The organism is Methylobacterium fujisawaense, from assembly GCF_039619325.1.
In the GTDB taxonomy this organism is placed as follows: domain Bacteria; phylum Pseudomonadota; class Alphaproteobacteria; order Rhizobiales; family Beijerinckiaceae; genus Methylobacterium; species Methylobacterium fujisawaense.
The window spans coordinates 2,499,961-2,516,728 of the sequence record NZ_CP155000.1; the positions used below are offsets into that span (position 1 = coordinate 2,499,961).

Annotated in this window: 16 protein-coding genes; 9 read left to right on the forward strand and 7 right to left on the reverse strand. The window is 70.1% G+C overall.

Translation table 11 applies throughout. The features are described 5' to 3' along the window. Positions 1 to 116: 116 nt before the first annotated feature. Positions 117 to 1,043, reverse strand: coding sequence for a J domain-containing protein (locus ABC766_RS11805; protein ID WP_345822310.1), 927 nt, complete (start codon positions 1,041 to 1,043; stop codon positions 117 to 119). 240 nt (positions 1,044 to 1,283) lie between these two features. Here ABC766_RS11805 and ABC766_RS11810 point away from each other — a divergent pair, with 240 nt between their 5' ends. Genes ABC766_RS11810 through ABC766_RS11825 form a run of 4 tightly spaced genes read left to right on the forward strand, consistent with a single transcriptional unit; the run spans position 1,284 to position 4,559 of the window. Continuing rightward, positions 1,284 to 1,667 carry a VOC family protein gene (locus tag ABC766_RS11810; RefSeq protein WP_345822311.1) on the forward strand — a complete coding sequence of 128 codons (384 nt, stop codon included), beginning with the start codon at positions 1,284 to 1,286 and terminating at the stop codon, positions 1,665 to 1,667. Next, entirely contained in the window at positions 1,667 to 2,731 is a 1,065-nt protein-coding gene (locus tag ABC766_RS11815) for an iron ABC transporter substrate-binding protein (protein WP_345822312.1), read from the forward strand. Before ABC766_RS11810 ends, ABC766_RS11815 begins: the two co-directional genes overlap by 1 nt. Next, positions 2,728 to 3,786, forward strand: a complete 1,059-nt coding sequence (locus ABC766_RS11820; protein WP_345822313.1) for an iron ABC transporter permease — start codon at positions 2,728 to 2,730, stop codon at positions 3,784 to 3,786. The genes ABC766_RS11815 and ABC766_RS11820 overlap by 4 nt, the downstream gene beginning before the upstream one ends. Then, positions 3,786 to 4,559, forward strand: coding sequence for an ABC transporter ATP-binding protein (locus tag ABC766_RS11825; RefSeq protein WP_345822744.1), 774 nt, complete (start codon positions 3,786 to 3,788; stop codon positions 4,557 to 4,559). The genes ABC766_RS11820 and ABC766_RS11825 overlap by 1 nt, the downstream gene beginning before the upstream one ends. Before the next feature lie 15 nt (positions 4,560 to 4,574). Here ABC766_RS11825 and ABC766_RS11830 read toward each other — a convergent pair whose 3' ends face one another. Together ABC766_RS11830 and ABC766_RS11835 are read right to left on the reverse strand one after the other, a co-directional pair. Next, positions 4,575 to 5,357, reverse strand: a complete 783-nt coding sequence (locus ABC766_RS11830) for a Crp/Fnr family transcriptional regulator (protein WP_342143085.1) — start codon at positions 5,355 to 5,357, stop codon at positions 4,575 to 4,577. A 133-nt stretch (positions 5,358 to 5,490) separates the two neighbouring features. Next, complete coding sequence (locus tag ABC766_RS11835) at positions 5,491 to 6,375, reverse strand: glycoside hydrolase family 25 protein (protein ID WP_051044925.1); 885 nt, start codon at positions 6,373 to 6,375, stop codon at positions 5,491 to 5,493. A 202-nt stretch (positions 6,376 to 6,577) separates the two neighbouring features. Between ABC766_RS11835 and ABC766_RS11840 the strand changes: the two genes are divergently transcribed. Then, complete coding sequence (locus tag ABC766_RS11840) at positions 6,578 to 7,021, forward strand: DUF488 domain-containing protein (RefSeq protein ID WP_345822314.1); 444 nt, start codon at positions 6,578 to 6,580, stop codon at positions 7,019 to 7,021. 7 nt (positions 7,022 to 7,028) lie between these two features. Here ABC766_RS11840 and ABC766_RS11845 read toward each other — a convergent pair whose 3' ends face one another. From ABC766_RS11845 to ABC766_RS11860, 4 genes are all read right to left on the reverse strand, one after another. Next, complete coding sequence (locus tag ABC766_RS11845; RefSeq protein WP_043354155.1) at positions 7,029 to 7,403, reverse strand: DUF6894 family protein; 375 nt, start codon at positions 7,401 to 7,403, stop codon at positions 7,029 to 7,031. Positions 7,404 to 7,451: 48 nt separating this feature from the next. Continuing rightward, positions 7,452 to 7,676 (reverse strand): hypothetical protein, encoded by a 225-nt coding sequence (locus ABC766_RS11850; protein ID WP_075381396.1) that lies wholly within the window; start codon positions 7,674 to 7,676, stop codon positions 7,452 to 7,454. A 113-nt stretch (positions 7,677 to 7,789) separates the two neighbouring features. Then, on the reverse strand, positions 7,790 to 8,707 hold the full coding sequence (locus ABC766_RS11855) for a DNA-binding response regulator (protein ID WP_043354154.1): 918 nt from the start codon (positions 8,705 to 8,707) through the stop codon (positions 7,790 to 7,792). Continuing rightward, a complete protein-coding gene (locus ABC766_RS11860) occupies positions 8,700 to 12,074 on the reverse strand; it encodes a hybrid sensor histidine kinase/response regulator (protein ID WP_043354168.1) in 3,375 nt (1,124 codons plus the stop codon). The genes ABC766_RS11855 and ABC766_RS11860 overlap by 8 nt, the downstream gene beginning before the upstream one ends. A gap of 285 nt (positions 12,075 to 12,359) precedes the next feature. Here ABC766_RS11860 and urtA point away from each other — a divergent pair, with 285 nt between their 5' ends. The 4 genes from urtA (at position 12,360) to urtD (ending at position 16,768) form a co-directional block, all read left to right on the forward strand. Next, entirely contained in the window at positions 12,360 to 13,628 is a 1,269-nt protein-coding gene (gene urtA, locus ABC766_RS11865; protein ID WP_345822315.1) for an urea ABC transporter substrate-binding protein, read from the forward strand. A 234-nt stretch (positions 13,629 to 13,862) separates the two neighbouring features. Next, the gene (gene urtB / locus ABC766_RS11870; RefSeq protein WP_043353442.1) at positions 13,863 to 14,789 is read left to right on the forward strand and encodes an urea ABC transporter permease subunit UrtB; all 927 of its coding nucleotides are present in this window, start codon (positions 13,863 to 13,865) and stop codon (positions 14,787 to 14,789) included. 13 nt (positions 14,790 to 14,802) lie between these two features. Continuing rightward, on the forward strand, positions 14,803 to 15,975 hold the full coding sequence (gene urtC / locus ABC766_RS11875) for an urea ABC transporter permease subunit UrtC (RefSeq protein ID WP_043353440.1): 1,173 nt from the start codon (positions 14,803 to 14,805) through the stop codon (positions 15,973 to 15,975). 7 nt (positions 15,976 to 15,982) lie between these two features. Then, entirely contained in the window at positions 15,983 to 16,768 is a 786-nt protein-coding gene (gene urtD / locus ABC766_RS11880; RefSeq protein ID WP_043353438.1) for an urea ABC transporter ATP-binding protein UrtD, read from the forward strand.

A 16,768-nucleotide genomic window follows, 5' to 3' on the forward strand; every position in this document is an offset into this window, starting at 1 on the left:
CCGCGCGACCCCTTTCGGGGCCGGGGGGCCTCCTTAGCGGAGGCGGCCCGGCGACGGAAGTCCGGGGCGACACCGAGCGCCGTCAAGCCGGCCTCGGTGTCCGGTTCGCGAGGCCGTCAGGCCGCCTTGGCGGCCCGCCGGCTGCGGGCGAAGTCCGCCAGGGCCGCATCCTCGCCCTCCGGCAGGACGATCGCCGTGGTGGCGAACAGGTCCCCGGGGGTGCCGTCCTTCTTCGGCAGGCCCTTGCCGCGCAGGCGGAAGGTGCGGCCGGAACTCGTCATCGCCGGGATCTTCATCTCGACGACGCCGGTGAGCGTCGGCACGCGGATCGTCCCGCCGAGCACGGCATCCTCCAGGGGAACGTCGACGGTGGTGCGCAGGTCGGCCCCCTCGACGGTGAAGCGCGGATGCGGGCGGATCCGGATCGTCAGCAGGGCGTCGCCCGGCTCACCCCGGAGGCCGCCGCTCTGGCCGAGACCGCGCAGCCGGATGGTCTGGCCGTCGATCACGCCACGGGGGATCATCACGTCGACCTCCCGGCCGGTGGGCAAGGCGAGGCGCAGCTTCTCCTCGCTGGCGACCTGCTCCAGGGTCACCGACAGCTCCGCGGCGACGTCTTCGCCCTTGGCGGGCTGCCGCTGACCGCCCGGCCCGGCCCCGCCGGCGCGGAAGGCCTCGCCGAAGATGTGCGAGAAGATGTCCTCGCCCATCCCGCCGCCGCCCATGCCGCCGCGCTGGGCGCGGGCCATGTGCTCGAAGTCGAAATTGCCCCCGCGGCCGCCGCCGAAGCCGCCGAACCCCTCGAAGCCGGTCGCGCGCGGCTTGCCCTCGGCATCGATCTCGCCGCGGTCGAACTGCTTGCGCTTCTCGGCGTCGCCCAGGATCTCATAGGCCGAGTTCGCCTCGGCGAAACGGTCCTTGGCCTTCACGTCGTTCTTGTTGCGGTCGGGGTGGAAGTCCTTGGCGAGCTTGCGATAGGCCTTCTTGATCTCGGCCTCGCTCGCCCCCTTGGCTACGCCCAGCACGTCGTAGGGATTGCGCATGGATCTCTTGGCTGTGCGGTTGGCTGTGCGATATCGCTTCGCCAGCCGGATGTGGGATGGATGTTGCATCCCTGCAACGGTCCTGTCGGCGAAAGTCTGCGGGTTCGTGCCGAACGTCAAGCGGCCGATCTCGCCGCGGCTGCGGGCCGGCCCTATCGTCGGAGTCAGCGCCGACCGGCGCCTCCGGCGGGATCGGGCCGGAGGCCGCTCGCGCCGGAATCACCCGAGGCCGGAGAGCCGATGCACTACGCCTGCGACCACCTCCACCTGCGCAGCCGCGACGCCGTCGCGGCCGCATCCTTCTACATCGCGACGTTCGGAGCCCGCGAGATCAAGCGCGTCGGCACGGATCCGGTGCAGCGCGTCGTGCTCGACCTCGGCGGCCTCGCCGTCTTCATCGAGCAGGCCCCGGCCGAGATCGCGCCCGCGGCGACCACGCCCTGCCTCGGGATCGAGCATGTCGGATTGCGCGTCGCCGACATCGAGGCGGCGATGGCCGATCTCACCGCCCGGGGCGTGACGGTGCGGACCGGCATCACCGAGCGCGGGCCCGGCCTGCGGATCGCCTTCGTGGAGGGACCGGACGGCGCGCTGATCGAGATCCTCGAGCGGACATCCGTCTGATGCCATCGAGCCCCGGTCGCCGGGCATCCCTGACCGCGGCGCTGATCCTGCTGCTTGTGGCATCCGGGGCGGCCGCGGCGCGTCCGTTCACGGATGCGGCCGGCCGCACGGTCGAACTTCCCGAAAGGATCGGGCGGGTGCTCGCCGCGGGGCCGCCGGCCGCCGTGCTGCTCTACACCCTGGCGCCGGACCTGATGGCCGGCTGGGTGACCGCACCGCATCCCGAGGCGCTGCCCTTCCTCGAGCCCCGGACCCGAACGCTGCCGGCCTATGGCCGCCTGACCGGTCGGGGCGGCACGGCCAATGTCGAGGCGGTCCTGGCCGCCAAGCCCGACCTCATCGTCGATTCGGGGAGCCTCGGGCCGACCTACGCGTCCCTCGCCGACCGGATCCAGGCGCAGACCGGGATTCCCTACATCCTCCTCGACGGCAGCTTCGCGAAGAGTCCGGAAGCCTATCGGCAGCTTGGCGCCGCGCTGGGCCGTCAATCCGCGGCGGATGCCCTGGCGGCCGAGGCCAAGGCTCTCGCCGACAGGGTGGACCGCGCCGTGGCGACGCTCCCCGAGGACCGGCGGCCCCGGGTCTATTACGCGCGCGGCCCGCGCGGCCTGGAGACGGGCTTCGCCGGATCGATCAACACCGAGCTGGTGGAGGCCGCGGGCGGCCGCAACGTCGCGCAGGACGGCGGCGGTCGCCTCGGCAACGTCTCGCCCGAGCAGGTCCTCGCCTGGAACCCGGACGTGATCGTCACCCTCGACCCGGCCTTCGCGGCCGGGCTGCGCACCGACCCGCTGTGGCGGACCATCCGGGCTGTCCAGACGGGGCGGATCTACGTGGCGCCGCGTCAGCCGTTCCCGTGGTTTGACGCGCCTCCGGGGGTCAACCGCCTGATCGGCCTGCGCTGGCTGGCGGCCCGGCTCCACCCGGACCTGTTCCCGGAACCAATGCCCGACGTGGTGCGCGCCTTCTACCGGGATTTCTACCACGTCGATCTCGACGGCGATCAGGTCGCCGCCCTCCTCGGACCGAGGCCCCCGGGCGCGGAACCGGACGCGCCGAAATGAGCGACATCCCGGCTGCGGCCGAGGCGATCGGGCTTCGCACCCGCAGACGCCTGCGGATTTCCGCGGCGCTTTTCTCCGGGTTGGCTCTGCTGGCGCTGGCCGTGCTCGCCTTGGCGGTCGGCCAATATCCGGTCGCGCCCGCGGACCTTGCCGCAATCCTCGGGCACCATCTGCTCGGCCTGCCCTCGCGCGCGCCGGCGGCGGCGGAGACCGTGGTGATGCAGGTGCGGCTGCCCCGGGTGATCGCCGCTCTGGTGGTCGGCGCAGCATTGTCGGCGGCCGGGGCGACCTACCAGGGCCTGTTCCGCAACCCGCTGGTCTCCCCCGACATCCTCGGCGTGTCGGCCGGCGCAGGGCTCGGCGCCGTGCTCGGGATCTATCTCGGCCTGCCCGTGGCGCCGATCCAGCTCCTGGCCTTCCTGGGCGGGCTCGGCGCCGTCGCCGCGGTCTACGGCGTCGGCCTCGCCGTGCGGCGGCACGATCCGGTCCTGACCCTGGTCCTGGCGGGGGTGGCGGTGGGCGCGGTGCTCGGGGCGGGCATCTCGCTCCTGAAGGTGCTGGCCGACCCCTACAACCAGTTGCCGGCGATCACCTTCTGGCTGCTGGGGAGCCTGTCCTCGGTCACCCTGGGCGACGTCGCCGCCACCCTGCCGATGATGCTGATCGGCCTCGTGCCCCTCGTCCTGCTGCGCTGGCGCATGAACCTGATGAGCCTCGGCGACGCGGAGGCGCGGACCCTCGGCGTGGAGACGCGGGTGCTGCGCCCGGTCCTGATCGCCGGCGCGACCCTGATCACGGCGGCGGCCGTCGCGATGACCGGGGTCATCGGCTGGATCGGGCTGATCGTGCCGCACATCGCCCGGCTGCTGGTCGGGCCGGATTACCGCCGGCTGCTGCCGGCCTCGCTGGCGCTCGGAGCGGGCTACCTCGTGCTGGTCGACCTGATCGCGCGGAATATGGGAACCGTCGAGGTGCCGCTGGGCATCCTGACGGCCCTGGTCGGGGCCCCGTTCTTCCTCTGGCTGCTGGCGTCCGGGCGCCGGGGCTTCGCGTGATGCTGCTCCACGTGCGGGACCTCGCCTTCGGCTACGGCGGCCGCAGCGTCGGAAGCGGCGTGTCGTTCGACCTCGCCGCGGGCGAGGTGCTGTGTCTCATCGGGCCGAACGGCGGCGGCAAGACCACCCTGTTCAAGACGCTGCTCGGGTTGCTGCCCGCCCGGGGCGGTCGCGTCGTCCTCGGCGGCACCGACCTGTCCCGGCTGTCGCGCAGCGCCATCGCCCGCATGGTCGCCGCCGTCCCCCAGGCACATGCGGCCTTCTTCCCGTTCACCGTGCGGGAGGTCGTCGTGATGGGCCGGGCGAGCCGGATCGGCCCGTTCGCCGCGCCCGGCCCGTCCGACGCGGCGGCGGCCGAAAAGGCCCTCGACGCCCTGGGGATCGGGCACTTGGCCGACACGGTCTACACCGAGATCAGCGGCGGCGAGCGGCAGCTCGCCCTGATCGCCCGGGCGCTGAGCGGGGAGCCGCGGCTGCTGATCATGGACGAGCCGACCGCGAGCCTCGATTTCGGCAATCAGGCCCGCGTCCTCGGGCAGATCCGCCGCCTCGCCCAGGCCGGCATCGCCGTGCTGTTCTCGACGCACGATCCCGGCCACGCCCTGCTCTGCGCCGACCGCCTCGTCGCCCTGCACGAGGGCCGCCTCGTCGCCGACGGGCCGTCCGCCGCCACGGTCACCCCGGCGCTCCTGCGTCTGATCTACGGGATCGACGTGGTGGTGGCGCCGGTCCCGGGCCTCGCAGCACCGGTCTGCGTCCCCGTCGTCGACTGACCGCGCTCCGGCCCCTCAGGCCGTTCGCGACACCGGCCCGGCATCCGCGTCCGGTGCGGCCCGGCGCGGACTATCGGGCCCGTACACCGCGCCGAGCACCGCCTCGCAATGGAGCCGGACGCGGGCGTGGCAGGCACAGGCGGCGGCTGAGACCGCCCGGCGATCGACGATCGTGATGCGCCCGCGCTCCGCCCGGAGAAGGCCCTGCTCCTGCAGCACACGCAGGATCCGGGTGAGGTAGGTCCGCTGGACGCCGAGCATCGCGGCCATCAGCTCGTGGGTGACCGGAAGGGTGTCGCCGCCGGTCCGGTCCTGCAACGTCAGCAGCCAGCGGAGGCAGCGCTGCTCGATCGGGTGCACGGCGTTGCAGGCCCCGATCAGGAGCAGCTGAGCCAGGAAACAATCGGCATAGCGGGCGAACAGATCGCGGAACGTCGCGGAGCGGCGCTCGGCCTCCCGCAGCCGGTCCGCGTCGAGGCGCAGCACCCGCCCGCCCACCTGCACCAGCCCGCTGACGGCGTTCGGCAGCCGGCCCTGGCCGATGATCCCGCCGACCGCCCCGTCGTGACCGACGCTCGCGGTCTCCGCCATCCGGCCGTCGTGGGTGGCGACGACCAGAGCGACAACGGCCTGATCACAGGGGAAGATCACAGGGCTCGCGCCGGAGTCAGCCGTGAGGATCGTGTCCCCCCTGGCGACGGTCACCGGTTCCAGATCGCGTTCGATCAGCGCGCGGTCCGAACCCGAAAGCGCGTCGAGGAGCAGGTTGCCGGTGGAGGCGGCAGGTTCGATCGGCATGGGGCGGCGAGATGCGGCAGAGAGAGTCCCGTCGGGACCCTCAAGGATATGCGCCCGTCAGCGTGCGGACTCGCCAGCCATAGCCCGCAGGCTGCGCCCTCGAACTAACTTAGGTTTCGTTGCACCCGTTCATCTACTTGTCCGTGCATAGACCCTGCTCCGAGAGTCTCCTGTGCTCGCGCGGATCGCAGTCGGTGGCCAGGAACGAGGCCCAGTCGGACGGGGTCCCGTAGAAGGCGTTGCGGTCGACGTCACCCCGCACGCCCGGGACCCGACCCGTGGAGGTGAACTGCCACAGCATCCACTTACGGTTGACGAACCGCTGCTCCGGCTCGGCCGCGGTGGAGCGCAGCCAGTGCGGATAGTCCGGGAGTTCGCCCTCCAGCACGTCCTTGTGGAAGGTGATGTCGGTGTAGATGATCGGGCGCTTGCCGGTGTAGCGCTCCATCTCCTCCAGCATCTCGGTGACCATCGCCAGGGCCTGGGCCTTGGGCAATTTCTTCGGGCAGGTCTGCGAGTGGCCGTTCCACTCGACGTCGAGGACCGGCGGCAGAGCGGTGGGGTCGTTCGGAACGTTCCGCTTGAACCAGTCCATCTGCTCCCTGGCGGAGCGGCACCAGAACACGAAGTGGTACGCGCCCCGCGGCACGCCGGCCCGCGCCGCGCCGTCCCAGTTGGTCCGGAAGCGCTCGTCGACGTGGTCGCCGCCCTCGGTGGCCTTGATGAAGGCGAACTGCGTGCCGGCGGCCCGGACCGAGGCCCAGTCGACGTTGCCCTGCCACTTCGAGATGTCGATGCCCTGGATCGGGTGAAGCTTGGCCTTGGCCACGCCCGGATGGGGCTTGGCGTCACCCTTCGTCGGGTAGAAGTCGTTGTTGGAGGCACAGGCCGCGAGGCCGGCCAGGATGGCGGCGGCGGCGAAGCGCCCGGCGAGGCGCCGGGCCGGCTTCAGACGGTCGGTCAGACTCCGAGCGACTTCCCCGAACGGCGACCGCGAAAGTTTTGAAATCCGCGACATCAGTGTTTAGCCCGCCACCGAAGAAGCGCCACAGACAGGCGTATTCGATGGCCCCGGCGCGGTTAACGGAGCTTTGCGATCATTGCGGCGGAATTCCGGGACGCGTTGCCTGCCCGCGACATACGGCGCCCATCCCCGGTTGGTTCACAGGGCGAGATCCGGCTAAGTCGCGGTCCCGCAACGCGAGTCCGGACACGGCGCCGTGAGTAAGCAACTCTTTACCATAGGCTACGAAGGCCTCGATTCGGAGCGCCTCGTCGGGGTCCTGCGCTCGGCGGGGGTCGCAACGCTGGCGGATGTCCGGGCGGTGGCGAACTCACGCAAGCGCGGCTTCTCGAAGGGTGCGCTGGGCACATCCCTGCGCGAGGCCGGCCTGGGCTACGCGCATCTGCGCAGCCTCGGGACACCGAAATCCGGCCGGCAGGCGGCCCGGGCCGGGGACGCGGCGCTGATGCGCCGGATCTACTGCGAGGAGGTGCTGGACACGGCCGCAGGCCTCGCGGCCCTCGACGAGCTCGCCACGCTGGCCGAGGGGGCCCCGATCTGCCTGCTGTGCTTCGAGCGCGATCCGGCCGGCTGCCATCGGCGCGTGCTGGCCGAGCGCCTTGCACCGCGCGGCTTCGTGGTCAGCGACCTCTTCGGCTGAGCCGGTCTCAGCGGCCCGACAGGGAGGGCGCGCGCATGCCCAGCGCGCCCGCGAGACGCCGGACGGGGCCGAGGGCGGCCGTCAGACCCAGCGGCGCGGCCCTGCGCGGCGCACGCGGCCGGCGACGGTCGGCATCCGCGACCGGCTCGACCGGCAGGTACAGCGCGTCGAAGAAGGACATCTCCAGGAGCGTGGCGCCGTCGTCGTCGGTGATCACCATCGCCGCCTCCATCAGCCGCGGGTCGCCGCCGTGCTGGCGCATCAGCCCCTGCACGATCGTGCGCGCGGTGGACCGGGCGGCCTCGACATCCTCGACCCACTGGGCCGCCGAGGCCGGGAGCGAGGCGTTGCCGAGGCGGATGGTGAAGTGGGCGCGGACCATGAAGCGCTCCTGGGAGGGGACCGGCGGGGACACCGCCGGCAACGGGTGTCAGGCGGCCTGGGCGTCGTCGACGGCTTCGGCGACGGGTTCGGACTTCTCAGCCGCGGATTTCGGATCGAAGGCGTCCGCGAGCAGGACGAGGCGCCGCGCCATGTCCCGCACCTCGTTGAGCGCGATCGACTTCTGGCCTTCCTTCACCGCGCGGGTGATGTCGCTGACCTGCGTGGTGGCGATCCGCTTCAGTTCGTCGGCGAGCTGCTGGCTGGTCATCATCGCATCCGGACTCGGCTTGTCAGGCTGAGCCGGGACCGTGAGGGAACGGGGCTTACCAAGGCGTTTCGCCGGGCCGCGCAGCCTGTGGACAAGAGGGAGATGCGCCCTTCGGCTCACCCCTCCAGATGGCGGGCGGCGATGATCGAGGCCGCCGTGCGGTTCTCCACGCCGAGCTTGGCGTAGATGCCCTCGAGGTGCTTGGTCACGGTCCGGTGGCTGAGCCCGAGGATCTCGCCGATGTCGCGGCTCGACTTGCCGCGGGACAGCCAGAGCAGAACCTCCGCCTCGCGGCCGGTGACCGGGAGGCGCGCCCGGAGCCGCTCGACCCCCGCCGAGAGCGCGTCCCGCGACAGGCGGAGCAGGATCTCGTCCGGCGTGCGGCCGATGAAGCTCAGGGCGTAGGCGAGACCGTCGCGATCGGTCAGCGTCAGGGGCTGCGCGGCGCCGGCGAGGCATCCGCGCAGCCAGTCGCGCGCCTTGGCGGGCAGTTCGACGGCGCCGGGCCGATCGGCGCCGAGGCCGGCCAGCAGCCGGCCGGCCTGCGGCGTCGACCACAGCACATGCCCGTCCTCCGAGACGGCGAACAGGGTCCGCCCGGCCGTGTCGAGGGCAGCCCGGGCGCTCTGCGCGGCGCGGGCGCTGGCGAGGTGCACGCGGATCCGGGCCAGGATCTCGTCCGGCGCGATGGGCTTCGTGACGTAGTCGATGCCGCCGGCGGAGAGGCCCTTCACGATGTGCTCGGTCTCGCTCAAGCCGGTCATGAAGATCACCGGCACGCCGGCGAGATGCGGCTTGGCCTTGAGCCGCCGGCAGGTCTCGAAGCCGTCGAGCCCCGGCATCACCGCGTCGAGCAGGATCACGTCGGGCGTGATCTCGTCCACGAGGGCCAGGGCGAGGTCGCCGCCGACCGCGACCAGCACGGTGGCCCCGGAGCGCTCGATCGCCTCGGTGAGGAAGCTCAGCGTGTCAGGCGAATCATCGATCACCAGGACGATGTCCCGGTTCGGCTGGAGCTTCGGCGCCTCAGCCATGACGGGCGAGCTCCTGCAGGACCGAGAGGTAGCGGCGCAGGTCGTACCCTTCGACCAGCCCGCGCATCCGGGCGACGAAAGCGGGCGGCACGGTCGCGTCCTCCTCCATCTGGATCAGCTTGGCCTCGATGGCCCGGATATGCCCGATCCGGCCGAGGCGCAGGAGCTCGCCGATATGCTCGGGCCCGGGCCCCGGCCCGTCCGCGAAGGCCGGAACAGGCTCGGGCTGCGTCGGCGCGGGGCTCTCGGTCCATTCGAGGTGCAGGAGCTTGCCGATCCGCTCCATCACGTCGCGCAGGTCGAAGGGCTTGGCGAAGATGGCGTCGTGGGGCGCGTCGTCGCCGCGAACCGGGCTGATCTCGTGGACATTGGCGGACATCATGGCGATGGGGCCGGTATGTCCGGCCTGCCGCAGGGCCGCGGCCGCCGCCCAGCCGGTCATCCCGGGCATCGCGATGTCGAGCAGGATCAGGTCGACCCCGCCCCGCGCGACGATGGCCAGGCACTCCGGCCCCGAGCCGGCCTCCAGGACGGAGATGCCCTGCGGCTCCAGGATCGCCCGCATCAGCGCGCGGTGGGCGCTGTCGTCGTCGGCGACCAGGACGGTGCGTCGCGCGCCCGCATAGACCCGCTCCGGGGCCGCCGCCGGCGCGGGCGGGACAATCGGTGCCGGCTGGGCCACGGAGGCCAGCATCAGCCGCAGACGCGCCTGCGTGCCGCCGCCCGGCGCCGCCGTCACGGTAATCTCGCCGCCCAGCAATTGGGCCAGCAGGTTGGCGATGGTGAGCCCGAGCCCGGTCCCCGGCGTGCTGCGGGCGGCCGGCGTCGAGCCGCGCTCGAACGGCTCGAAGATCCGCGCGAGATCCGCCTCCGGGATGCCGGGACCGGTGTCGCGGATCGTGAAGATCGCGATCTGGCTCCGGTAGCTCAGGTCCAGCGAGACGGTGCCGGTTTCCGTGAACTTGATGGCGTTCGACAAAAGGTTGAGCAGCACCTGGCGCAGCCGCTTCTCGTCGGTGGCGACCACGGCCGGCAGGATCTCCGGCCGCGAAAAGCGGAACTCCAGCCCCGCCTCGCGCGCCTGGAGCCGGACCATGTCGACCAGCTGGTCGAGAAAATCCGCGAGGCGCACCTCGTCGCGGTGAATCTGAAGGCGTCCGGCCTCCATGCGCGAGATGTCGAGGAGGCCGTCGATCAGCCCGGACAGGTGCTGGGCGCTGCGGCGGATCACCCGGAGACCGTTGAGGCGGTGCGCCGGGATCGCCGGATCCGATTCCAGGAGCTGCGCGTAGCCGAGCACCGTGGAGAGCGGCGTGCGCAGCTCGTGGCTGATGCCGACCACGTAGCGGCTCTTGGCCTGGTTGGCGGCCTCGGCCCGCTCCTTGGCCTCCTGCAGCTTGGCGTCGGTGATCTTATGGGCGGCGATCTCCGCCTGATAGAGCGCGGTCTGGCGCATCGTCTCGGCCTGGGCGACGCGCCGGCTCTCCTGGGCGAGCACGAACAGCCACGCCACCACGCCGAGGATCACCACCAGGGTGAAGAACACGCTGGTCAGCGCCGTGCGCAGGAACTCGCGATTCTCCGGGTGGGCAATCGTCGCGCCCGCATGCACGATGCCGAGGATCAGGCCGATCACCGCGCAGAGCGTCAGCATCACCGCGAGGTAGCGGCCGAGCGGCGCGCCGATCCAGGCTGCGGTCCGGCCCGGCAGGATCCGGGCGGCTACGGCTTGCGCCTGCACCTCCAGCCTTCCGTGCGGCTTGCACAGGTCGCCGCAGCGGGCGTCGAGCGAGCAGCAGAGCGAGCAGATCGGCGCGTCGTAGGCCGGGCAATGGGCCATGTCCTCGCCCTCGAAGGGCAACTCGCAGACCCGGCAGGTGACCTCGGCGGTGCCCCAATCCTGCTTGGGCGTCCGGGCGAGATACCAGCGCCCCCCCGTCGCCCAGGCGATCGCCGGCGCGGCGCCGAAGGCGACGGCGAGGGTGAGCAGCGGCGCGAAGGGCTGCAGGATCGGGCCGAGCCAGCCGAGATAGGCCGCGCCGCCGGCCGTCAGCGCCAGCGCCATGGCGCCGGTCCCCACCGGGTTCACGGCGTAGAGATGGGCGCGCTTGAACTCGATCCCCGGAGGCGAGAGGCCCAGCGGCTTGTTGACCGCGAGGTCCGCGGCGAGCGCCCCGACCCAGGCCGAGACCACGGCTCCGTAGAGCGGCAGCGTGCTCTCGATGGTCTTGTCGATACCGAGCTCCATCAGGAGCACCGCGATGGCGACGTTGAACACGAGCCAGACCACCCGTCCCGGATGGCTGTGGGTCAGCCGGGAGAAGAAGTTCGACCACGCGATCGAGCCGGCATAGGCGTTGGTGAGATTGATCTTGAGCTGCGACACGATGACGAACAGCCCGGTGAGCAGCAGTGCTGCCCGGCTGCCCTCCCCCGTCAGGTAGCCGAAGGCCACCGCGTACATGCGGGTCGGCTCGGCGGCGTGCTCGGGCGGGACGCCGTGCCCCAGGGCCAGGACCGCGAGGGCGGCGCCGAGCAGGATCTTCAGCATGCCGGGCAGGATCCAGCCCGCGCCGCCCGCCAGGACCGCCAGCCACCAGCGGCGGTCGCGCGGACCTGCCGGCTCCGGCACGAAGCGGAGGAAGTCGACCTGCTCGCCGACCTGCGCCAGCAGCGCCAGCAGGACGCCCGTGGCGAGCCCGAATCGGGCGAGATCGAAGCCGGCGCCGCCGCCGTCGAGGCCCGGGAAGACGGTGAGCGCGCGCAGCGGCCCCGCGCCCTGCGCCGCCACGAAGATCAGCGGGAGCAGGCTCAGCCCGATCCAGATCGGCTGCGTCCAGATCTGGAACCGGCTGATCAGACGGATCCCATAGACGACGAGCGGGATCACCGCCCCGGCGCAGAGCAGGTAGCCGACGCCCAGCGGCAGCCCGAAGCAGAGCTGCAGCGCCAGCGCCATGATCGCCGCCTCGATGGCGAAGAACAGGAACGTGAAGCTCGCGTAGATCAGCGACGTCACGGTCGAGCCGAGATAGCCGAACCCGGCGCCGCGGGTGAGGAGATCCATGTCGACGCCGTGACGGGCGGCGTAGACCGTGATCGGTGCCGCCGTGGCGAAGATGATCAGGCCGACGACCAGGACGGCCGCCACCGTGTTGGGGAGCCCGGCCGTCAGCGCCAGCGTCCCGCCGATCGCCTCGAGCGCCAGGAACGAGATCGACCCGAGCGCGGTCTGCGCCACTTCGAGACTGGACCAGCGCCGCGCCTTCTTGGCGGTGAAGCGGAGGGCATAATCCTCCAGGGTCTCGTCGGCGACGAAGCGGTTGTAGTCCCGGCGGATCGGGATGATGCGCTGCGGCCCGCTCATGGTGCCGGAGACCCGACGACCCGGCCGCCGCCCATGGCCGGCGCGGCGCATGCGACGCCAACGGGCGCGGGCGCGCGCGAAACATCGAGCACCCGAACGGTGCTCACGCTCTTCGCGCTCCCCGTCACCCCAACCTCAAAGTATTCCGCGGCGATGGTGCACCGCATGCAAGAGTACGGCCATACGCAAAATCGCGTATAGGCCGCACCGCAACCCAGGACCTAGCCTGCGCTCGTCGATCCGCGGCCGCCTCTCAAGGCCCCGGACGCGAACAGGGTCAGGCACATGGCAGACGACACCGAGACCGGCGCCGATCACGGCTTGCGCTCCCCGCTGCGGCGCAGGCTGCTCATGGGACTGGCCGGCGCTCCGGCGCTGGCGCTGATGCCGCGGAATGCCTGGGCGGCGCCGCCGACCGCTTCGGTGAACACCACCGGCCTCGCGGTGACCGACACCGAGGTGACGGTCGGCATCCTGCACTCGATCACCGGCACGATGGCGATCTCCGAGACCGGCGCGCAGGAAGCGGAAAAACTCGCGATCCAGCAGATCAACGATGCCGGCGGCGTGCTGGGCCGCAAGATCAAGATCATCCAGGAGGACGGCGCCTCCGACTGGCCGACCTTCGCCGAGAAGGCCAAGAAGCTCCTCGTCAACGACCATTGCGCCGCCGTGATGGGCTGCTGGACCTCGGCCTCGCGCAAGGCGGTGCTGCCGGTCTTCGAGCAGTACAACGGCCTCCTGTACTACCCGACCTTCTACGAGGGTCTGGAGCAGTCCAAGAACGTCTTCTACACCGGCCAGGAGGCCACGCAGCAGATCCTCGCCGGCCTCGACTGGGTGCACAAGGAGAAGGGCGGCGACAGCTTCTACTTCATCGGCTCCGATTACATCTGGCCGCGCACGTCGAACAAGATCGCCCGCAAGCACGTCGAGAACGTGCTCAAGGGCAAGGTCGTCGGCGAGGAGTACTTCCCCCTCGGCCACACGCAGTTCAATTCGGTCATCAACAAGATCAAGCTCACCAAGCCGAAGGTGATCTTCGCCGACGTGGTCGGCGGCTCGAACGTGGCGTTCTACAAGCAGCTCAAGGCGGCGGGCATCGACCTGTCGAAGCAGGTGCTGATGACGATCTCGGTCACCGAGGACGAGATCGACGGCATCGGCGGCGAGAACATCGCCGGGGCCTATGCCTGCATGAAGTACTTCCAGTCGATCGACAACGAGAACAACAAGGCGTTCGTCGCCGCCTTCAAGAAGATGTGGGGCGAGAAGACCGTCATCGGCGACGTCACCCAGGCGGCCTATCTCGGCCCGTTCCTGTGGAAGATGGCCTGCGAGAAGGCCGGCTCCTTCGACGTCGACAAGGTGGTGGCGGCCTCGCCGGGCATCGAGTTCAAGGGCGCGCCGGAAGGCTACGTCAAGATCGACGAGAACCATCACCTCTGGTCGAAGACGCGGGTCGGCAAGGCCAAGACCGATGGCCAGTTCGAGATCGTCTACACCAGCCCCGAGCTGATCAAGCCCGATCCGTTCCCGAAGGGCTACCAATAGCCCCAGGCCCGCACACAGTCCGCGCCGCCGCTCACCGGATGGAACGCGGGTCCCCTCTCCCGTGTGGGAGAGGGACAGGGTGAGGGACGAGGTCCTTCCGGAGAAGGCACATCCCTCACCCCAATTCTCTCCCGAACGGGAGAGGGAGTCCGTCTCGGACTTCAGAACCGGCACCGAACAATCCGCTCGGAGGACGCTCGCCCTCCGCCCCGATCTGCAGCGGAAGACCAAGACATGCTCGGCGACTATTCCCTCGGCGACCTCGGCGCGATCTTCGCCATGCAGGGCTTCGCCGGCCTGATCCTGTTCTCCGTCTACCTCCTGATGGCGCTGGGGCTCGCGATCATTTTCGGCCAGATGGGCGTGATCAACATGGCCCACGGGGAGTTCATGATCCTCGGCGCCTACGTCACCTATCTCTGCTCGACCTTCTGCCAGACCTATCTGCCGGCGCTGTTCCCGATCTACTTCTTCATCGCCATGGGCCTGGCGTTCCTCGCCTCCGGGGCTTTGGGCATGCTGGTGGAATGGGGCCTGATCCGGTTCCTCTACAAGCGTCCCCTCGACACGCTCCTCGCCACATGGGGCCTCTCGCTGATCCTCCAGCAGGCCTACCGGTCGATCTTCGGTGCCCGCGAGGTCGGCGTCGAGCTGCCGTCCTGGCTGATCGGCTCGGTGCAGGTCACCGACACGATCGAGATCCCGATCAATGGCCTGTTCGTCATGGCCGTGACCATCCTGATCACCGTCTGCGTCGCGCTGCTGATCTTCCGCTCGCGCTTCGGCCAGCAGGTCCGCGCCGTGATGTCGAACCGCGCCATGGCGGGGGCGGTCGGCATCGATACCGAGAAGGTCGACCGCTACACGTTCGGCCTCGGCTGCGGCATCGCGGGCATCGCCGGCTCGGCCTTCACGATGATCGGCTCCACCGGGCCGACCTCGGGCCAGCTCTACATCGTCGACACCTTCCTGATCGTCGTGTTCGGCGGCGCCGCGAGCCTGCTCGGCACCATCGCGTCGGCCTTCTCGATCTCCCAGACGCAGTCGACCCTGGAGTTCTTCCTCTCCGGCTCGATGGCCAAGGTGATCACCCTGCTCGCGGTGGTCGGCATCCTGATGCTGAGGCCCCAGGGCCTCTTCACCCTCAAGGTCCGGCGCTGAGGATGTTTTCCCGATGACGAACCCGGTCCAGACCCTCACCAAATCCGTCACCGTCAACGACAACCCGTTCATGAAGCCGGTGGAGTGGCTGAGCCTCTTCCTCCTGGCCGGGGTGATCCTGGTCGTCCTGCCGCTGATGCTCGACGGCTTCCGCCTCAACCTCGTCGGCAAGTACCTCACCTACGCGTTCGTGGCCCTCGGGCTGGTGATCTGCTGGGGCTATGCGGGGATCCTGTCGCTCGGCCAGGGCGTGTTCTTCGGCCTCGGCGGCTACGGCATGGCGATGTACTTGAAGCTCGAGGCTTCGAGCATCGAGAACACCAAGATCCAGTCCACGCCCGGCATTCCGGACTTCATGGACTGGAACCAGATCACGGCGCTCCCCTGGTTCTGGCAGCCGTTCAAGAGCTTGCCGCTCACCATCGTGCTGGCGGTCGCCGTGCCGGTCCTGTTCGCGATGCTGATCTCCTTCGCGATGTTCAAGCGCCGGGTCGGCGGCACCTATTTCGCCATCATCACCCAGGCCATCGCGGCGATCCTGACGATCCTGATCGTCGGCCAGCAGGGCTATACCGGCGGAATCAACGGCATCACCGATCTGCGCACCCTCCACGGCTGGGACATCCGCACCGACTCGGCGAAATTCATCCTGTACTTCGTCAATGGCGGCCTGCTGATCGCCTGCATCCTGGCGGCGCAATACGTGAAGAAGTCGAAACTCGGCCGCATCCTCGTCGCCATGCGCGACAAGGAGGACCGGGTCCGCTTCTCCGGCTACTCGGTGGCGGGGTTCAAGGTCTTCGCCTTCTGCTTCGCCGCCGGGCTGGCGGCGATCGGCGGGGCGATGTTCACCCTGCAGGTCGGGTTCATGTCGCCCTCCTTCGTGGGCATCGTCCCGTCGATCGAGATGGTGATCTACGCCGCGGTCGGCGGGCGCCTGTCCCTGTTCGGCGCGGTCTGGGGCACGCTGCTGGTCAACTGGGCCAAGACCAGCTTCTCCGAGAGCTTCCCGGACCTCTGGCTGTTCGGCCTCGGCGCCCTGTTCATCGCGGTGGTGCTGGCCTTCCCGAACGGCCTCGCGGGGATCTGGCGCGAGCATATCGAGCCGCGCCTCACCCGCCGCGCCAAGAGCCTGCAGGCGCCCGAACCCGCCATCGTCCCGCCCCACGGCGCCCCGGCCGAGTGAGCACGCCATGAACGCCGCGATCCTCCCCTCCCCCGTGGTCGGCGCCGAGGCGGCCCCGCCCGACTACCTCCTCGCCGTCGAGGCGCTCACCGTCTCGTTCGACGGGTTCAAGGCGGTGAACGACGTGTCGTTCTACGTCGATCCCGACGAGATCCGGGTGATCATCGGCCCGAACGGGGCCGGCAAGACCACGGTGCTCGACCTGATCTGCGGGCGCACCAAGGCCAGCGCCGGCTCGATCAAGTACAAGGGCCAGGAACTCACCAAGCTCTCCGAGAGCGCGATCGTGCAGGCCGGCGTCGGCCGCAAGTTCCAGACGCCGTCGATCTACGACGACCTGACGGTGTTCGAGAACCTCGAGATCTCGTTCCCCCGCGGCCGCTCGGTGTTCGGCGCCCTCACGTTCAAGCGGGACGCGGAGGTCCGCGACCGCATCCACGCCATCGCCGAGACGATCTTCCTGAAGGACCAGCTCAAGGAGCGGGCCGAATTCCTGAGCCACGGCCAGAAGCAGTGGCTGGAGATCGGCATGCTGCTGATCCAGGACCCGGAGCTGCTGATGCTCGACGAGCCGGTGGCCGGGATGAGCGTCGGCGAGCGGATCAAGACCGCCGAGCTGCTCAACCAGATCATCAAGGGCCGCTCGGTGCTGGTGATCGAGCACGACATGAAGTTCGTCGAGGACATCGCCCACCGGGTGACCGTCCTGCACCAGGGCAAGGTGCTCTCCGAAGGGTCGATGGACCGGGTCAAGAACGACCCGAAGGTCATCGAAGTGTATTTGGGACATTGA

Excerpts from the sequence above, each read along its gene's own strand:
- ABC766_RS11805 (WP_345822310.1), bottom strand. The coding sequence starts at position 1,043 with ATGCGCAATCCCTACGACGTGCTGGGCGTAGCCAAGGGGGCGAGCGAG.
- ABC766_RS11810 (WP_345822311.1), top strand. The coding sequence starts at position 1,284 with ATGCACTACGCCTGCGACCACCTCCACCTGCGCAGCCGCGACGCCGTC.
- ABC766_RS11815 (WP_345822312.1), top strand. The coding sequence starts at position 1,667 with ATGCCATCGAGCCCCGGTCGCCGGGCATCCCTGACCGCGGCGCTGATC.
- ABC766_RS11820 (WP_345822313.1), top strand. The coding sequence starts at position 2,728 with ATGAGCGACATCCCGGCTGCGGCCGAGGCGATCGGGCTTCGCACCCGC.
- ABC766_RS11825 (WP_345822744.1), top strand. The coding sequence starts at position 3,786 with ATGCTGCTCCACGTGCGGGACCTCGCCTTCGGCTACGGCGGCCGCAGC.
- ABC766_RS11830 (WP_342143085.1), bottom strand. The coding sequence starts at position 5,357 with ATGCCGATCGAACCTGCCGCCTCCACCGGCAACCTGCTCCTCGACGCG.
- ABC766_RS11835 (WP_051044925.1), bottom strand. The coding sequence starts at position 6,375 with ATGTCGCGGATTTCAAAACTTTCGCGGTCGCCGTTCGGGGAAGTCGCT.
- ABC766_RS11845 (WP_043354155.1), bottom strand. The coding sequence starts at position 7,403 with ATGGTCCGCGCCCACTTCACCATCCGCCTCGGCAACGCCTCGCTCCCG.
- ABC766_RS11850 (WP_075381396.1), bottom strand. The coding sequence starts at position 7,676 with ATGATGACCAGCCAGCAGCTCGCCGACGAACTGAAGCGGATCGCCACC.
- ABC766_RS11855 (WP_043354154.1), bottom strand. The coding sequence starts at position 8,707 with ATGGCTGAGGCGCCGAAGCTCCAGCCGAACCGGGACATCGTCCTGGTG.
- ABC766_RS11860 (WP_043354168.1), bottom strand. The coding sequence starts at position 12,074 with ATGAGCGGGCCGCAGCGCATCATCCCGATCCGCCGGGACTACAACCGC.
- urtA (WP_345822315.1), top strand. The coding sequence starts at position 12,360 with ATGGCAGACGACACCGAGACCGGCGCCGATCACGGCTTGCGCTCCCCG.
- urtB (WP_043353442.1), top strand. The coding sequence starts at position 13,863 with ATGCTCGGCGACTATTCCCTCGGCGACCTCGGCGCGATCTTCGCCATG.
- urtC (WP_043353440.1), top strand. The coding sequence starts at position 14,803 with ATGACGAACCCGGTCCAGACCCTCACCAAATCCGTCACCGTCAACGAC.
- urtD (WP_043353438.1), top strand. The coding sequence starts at position 15,983 with ATGAACGCCGCGATCCTCCCCTCCCCCGTGGTCGGCGCCGAGGCGGCC.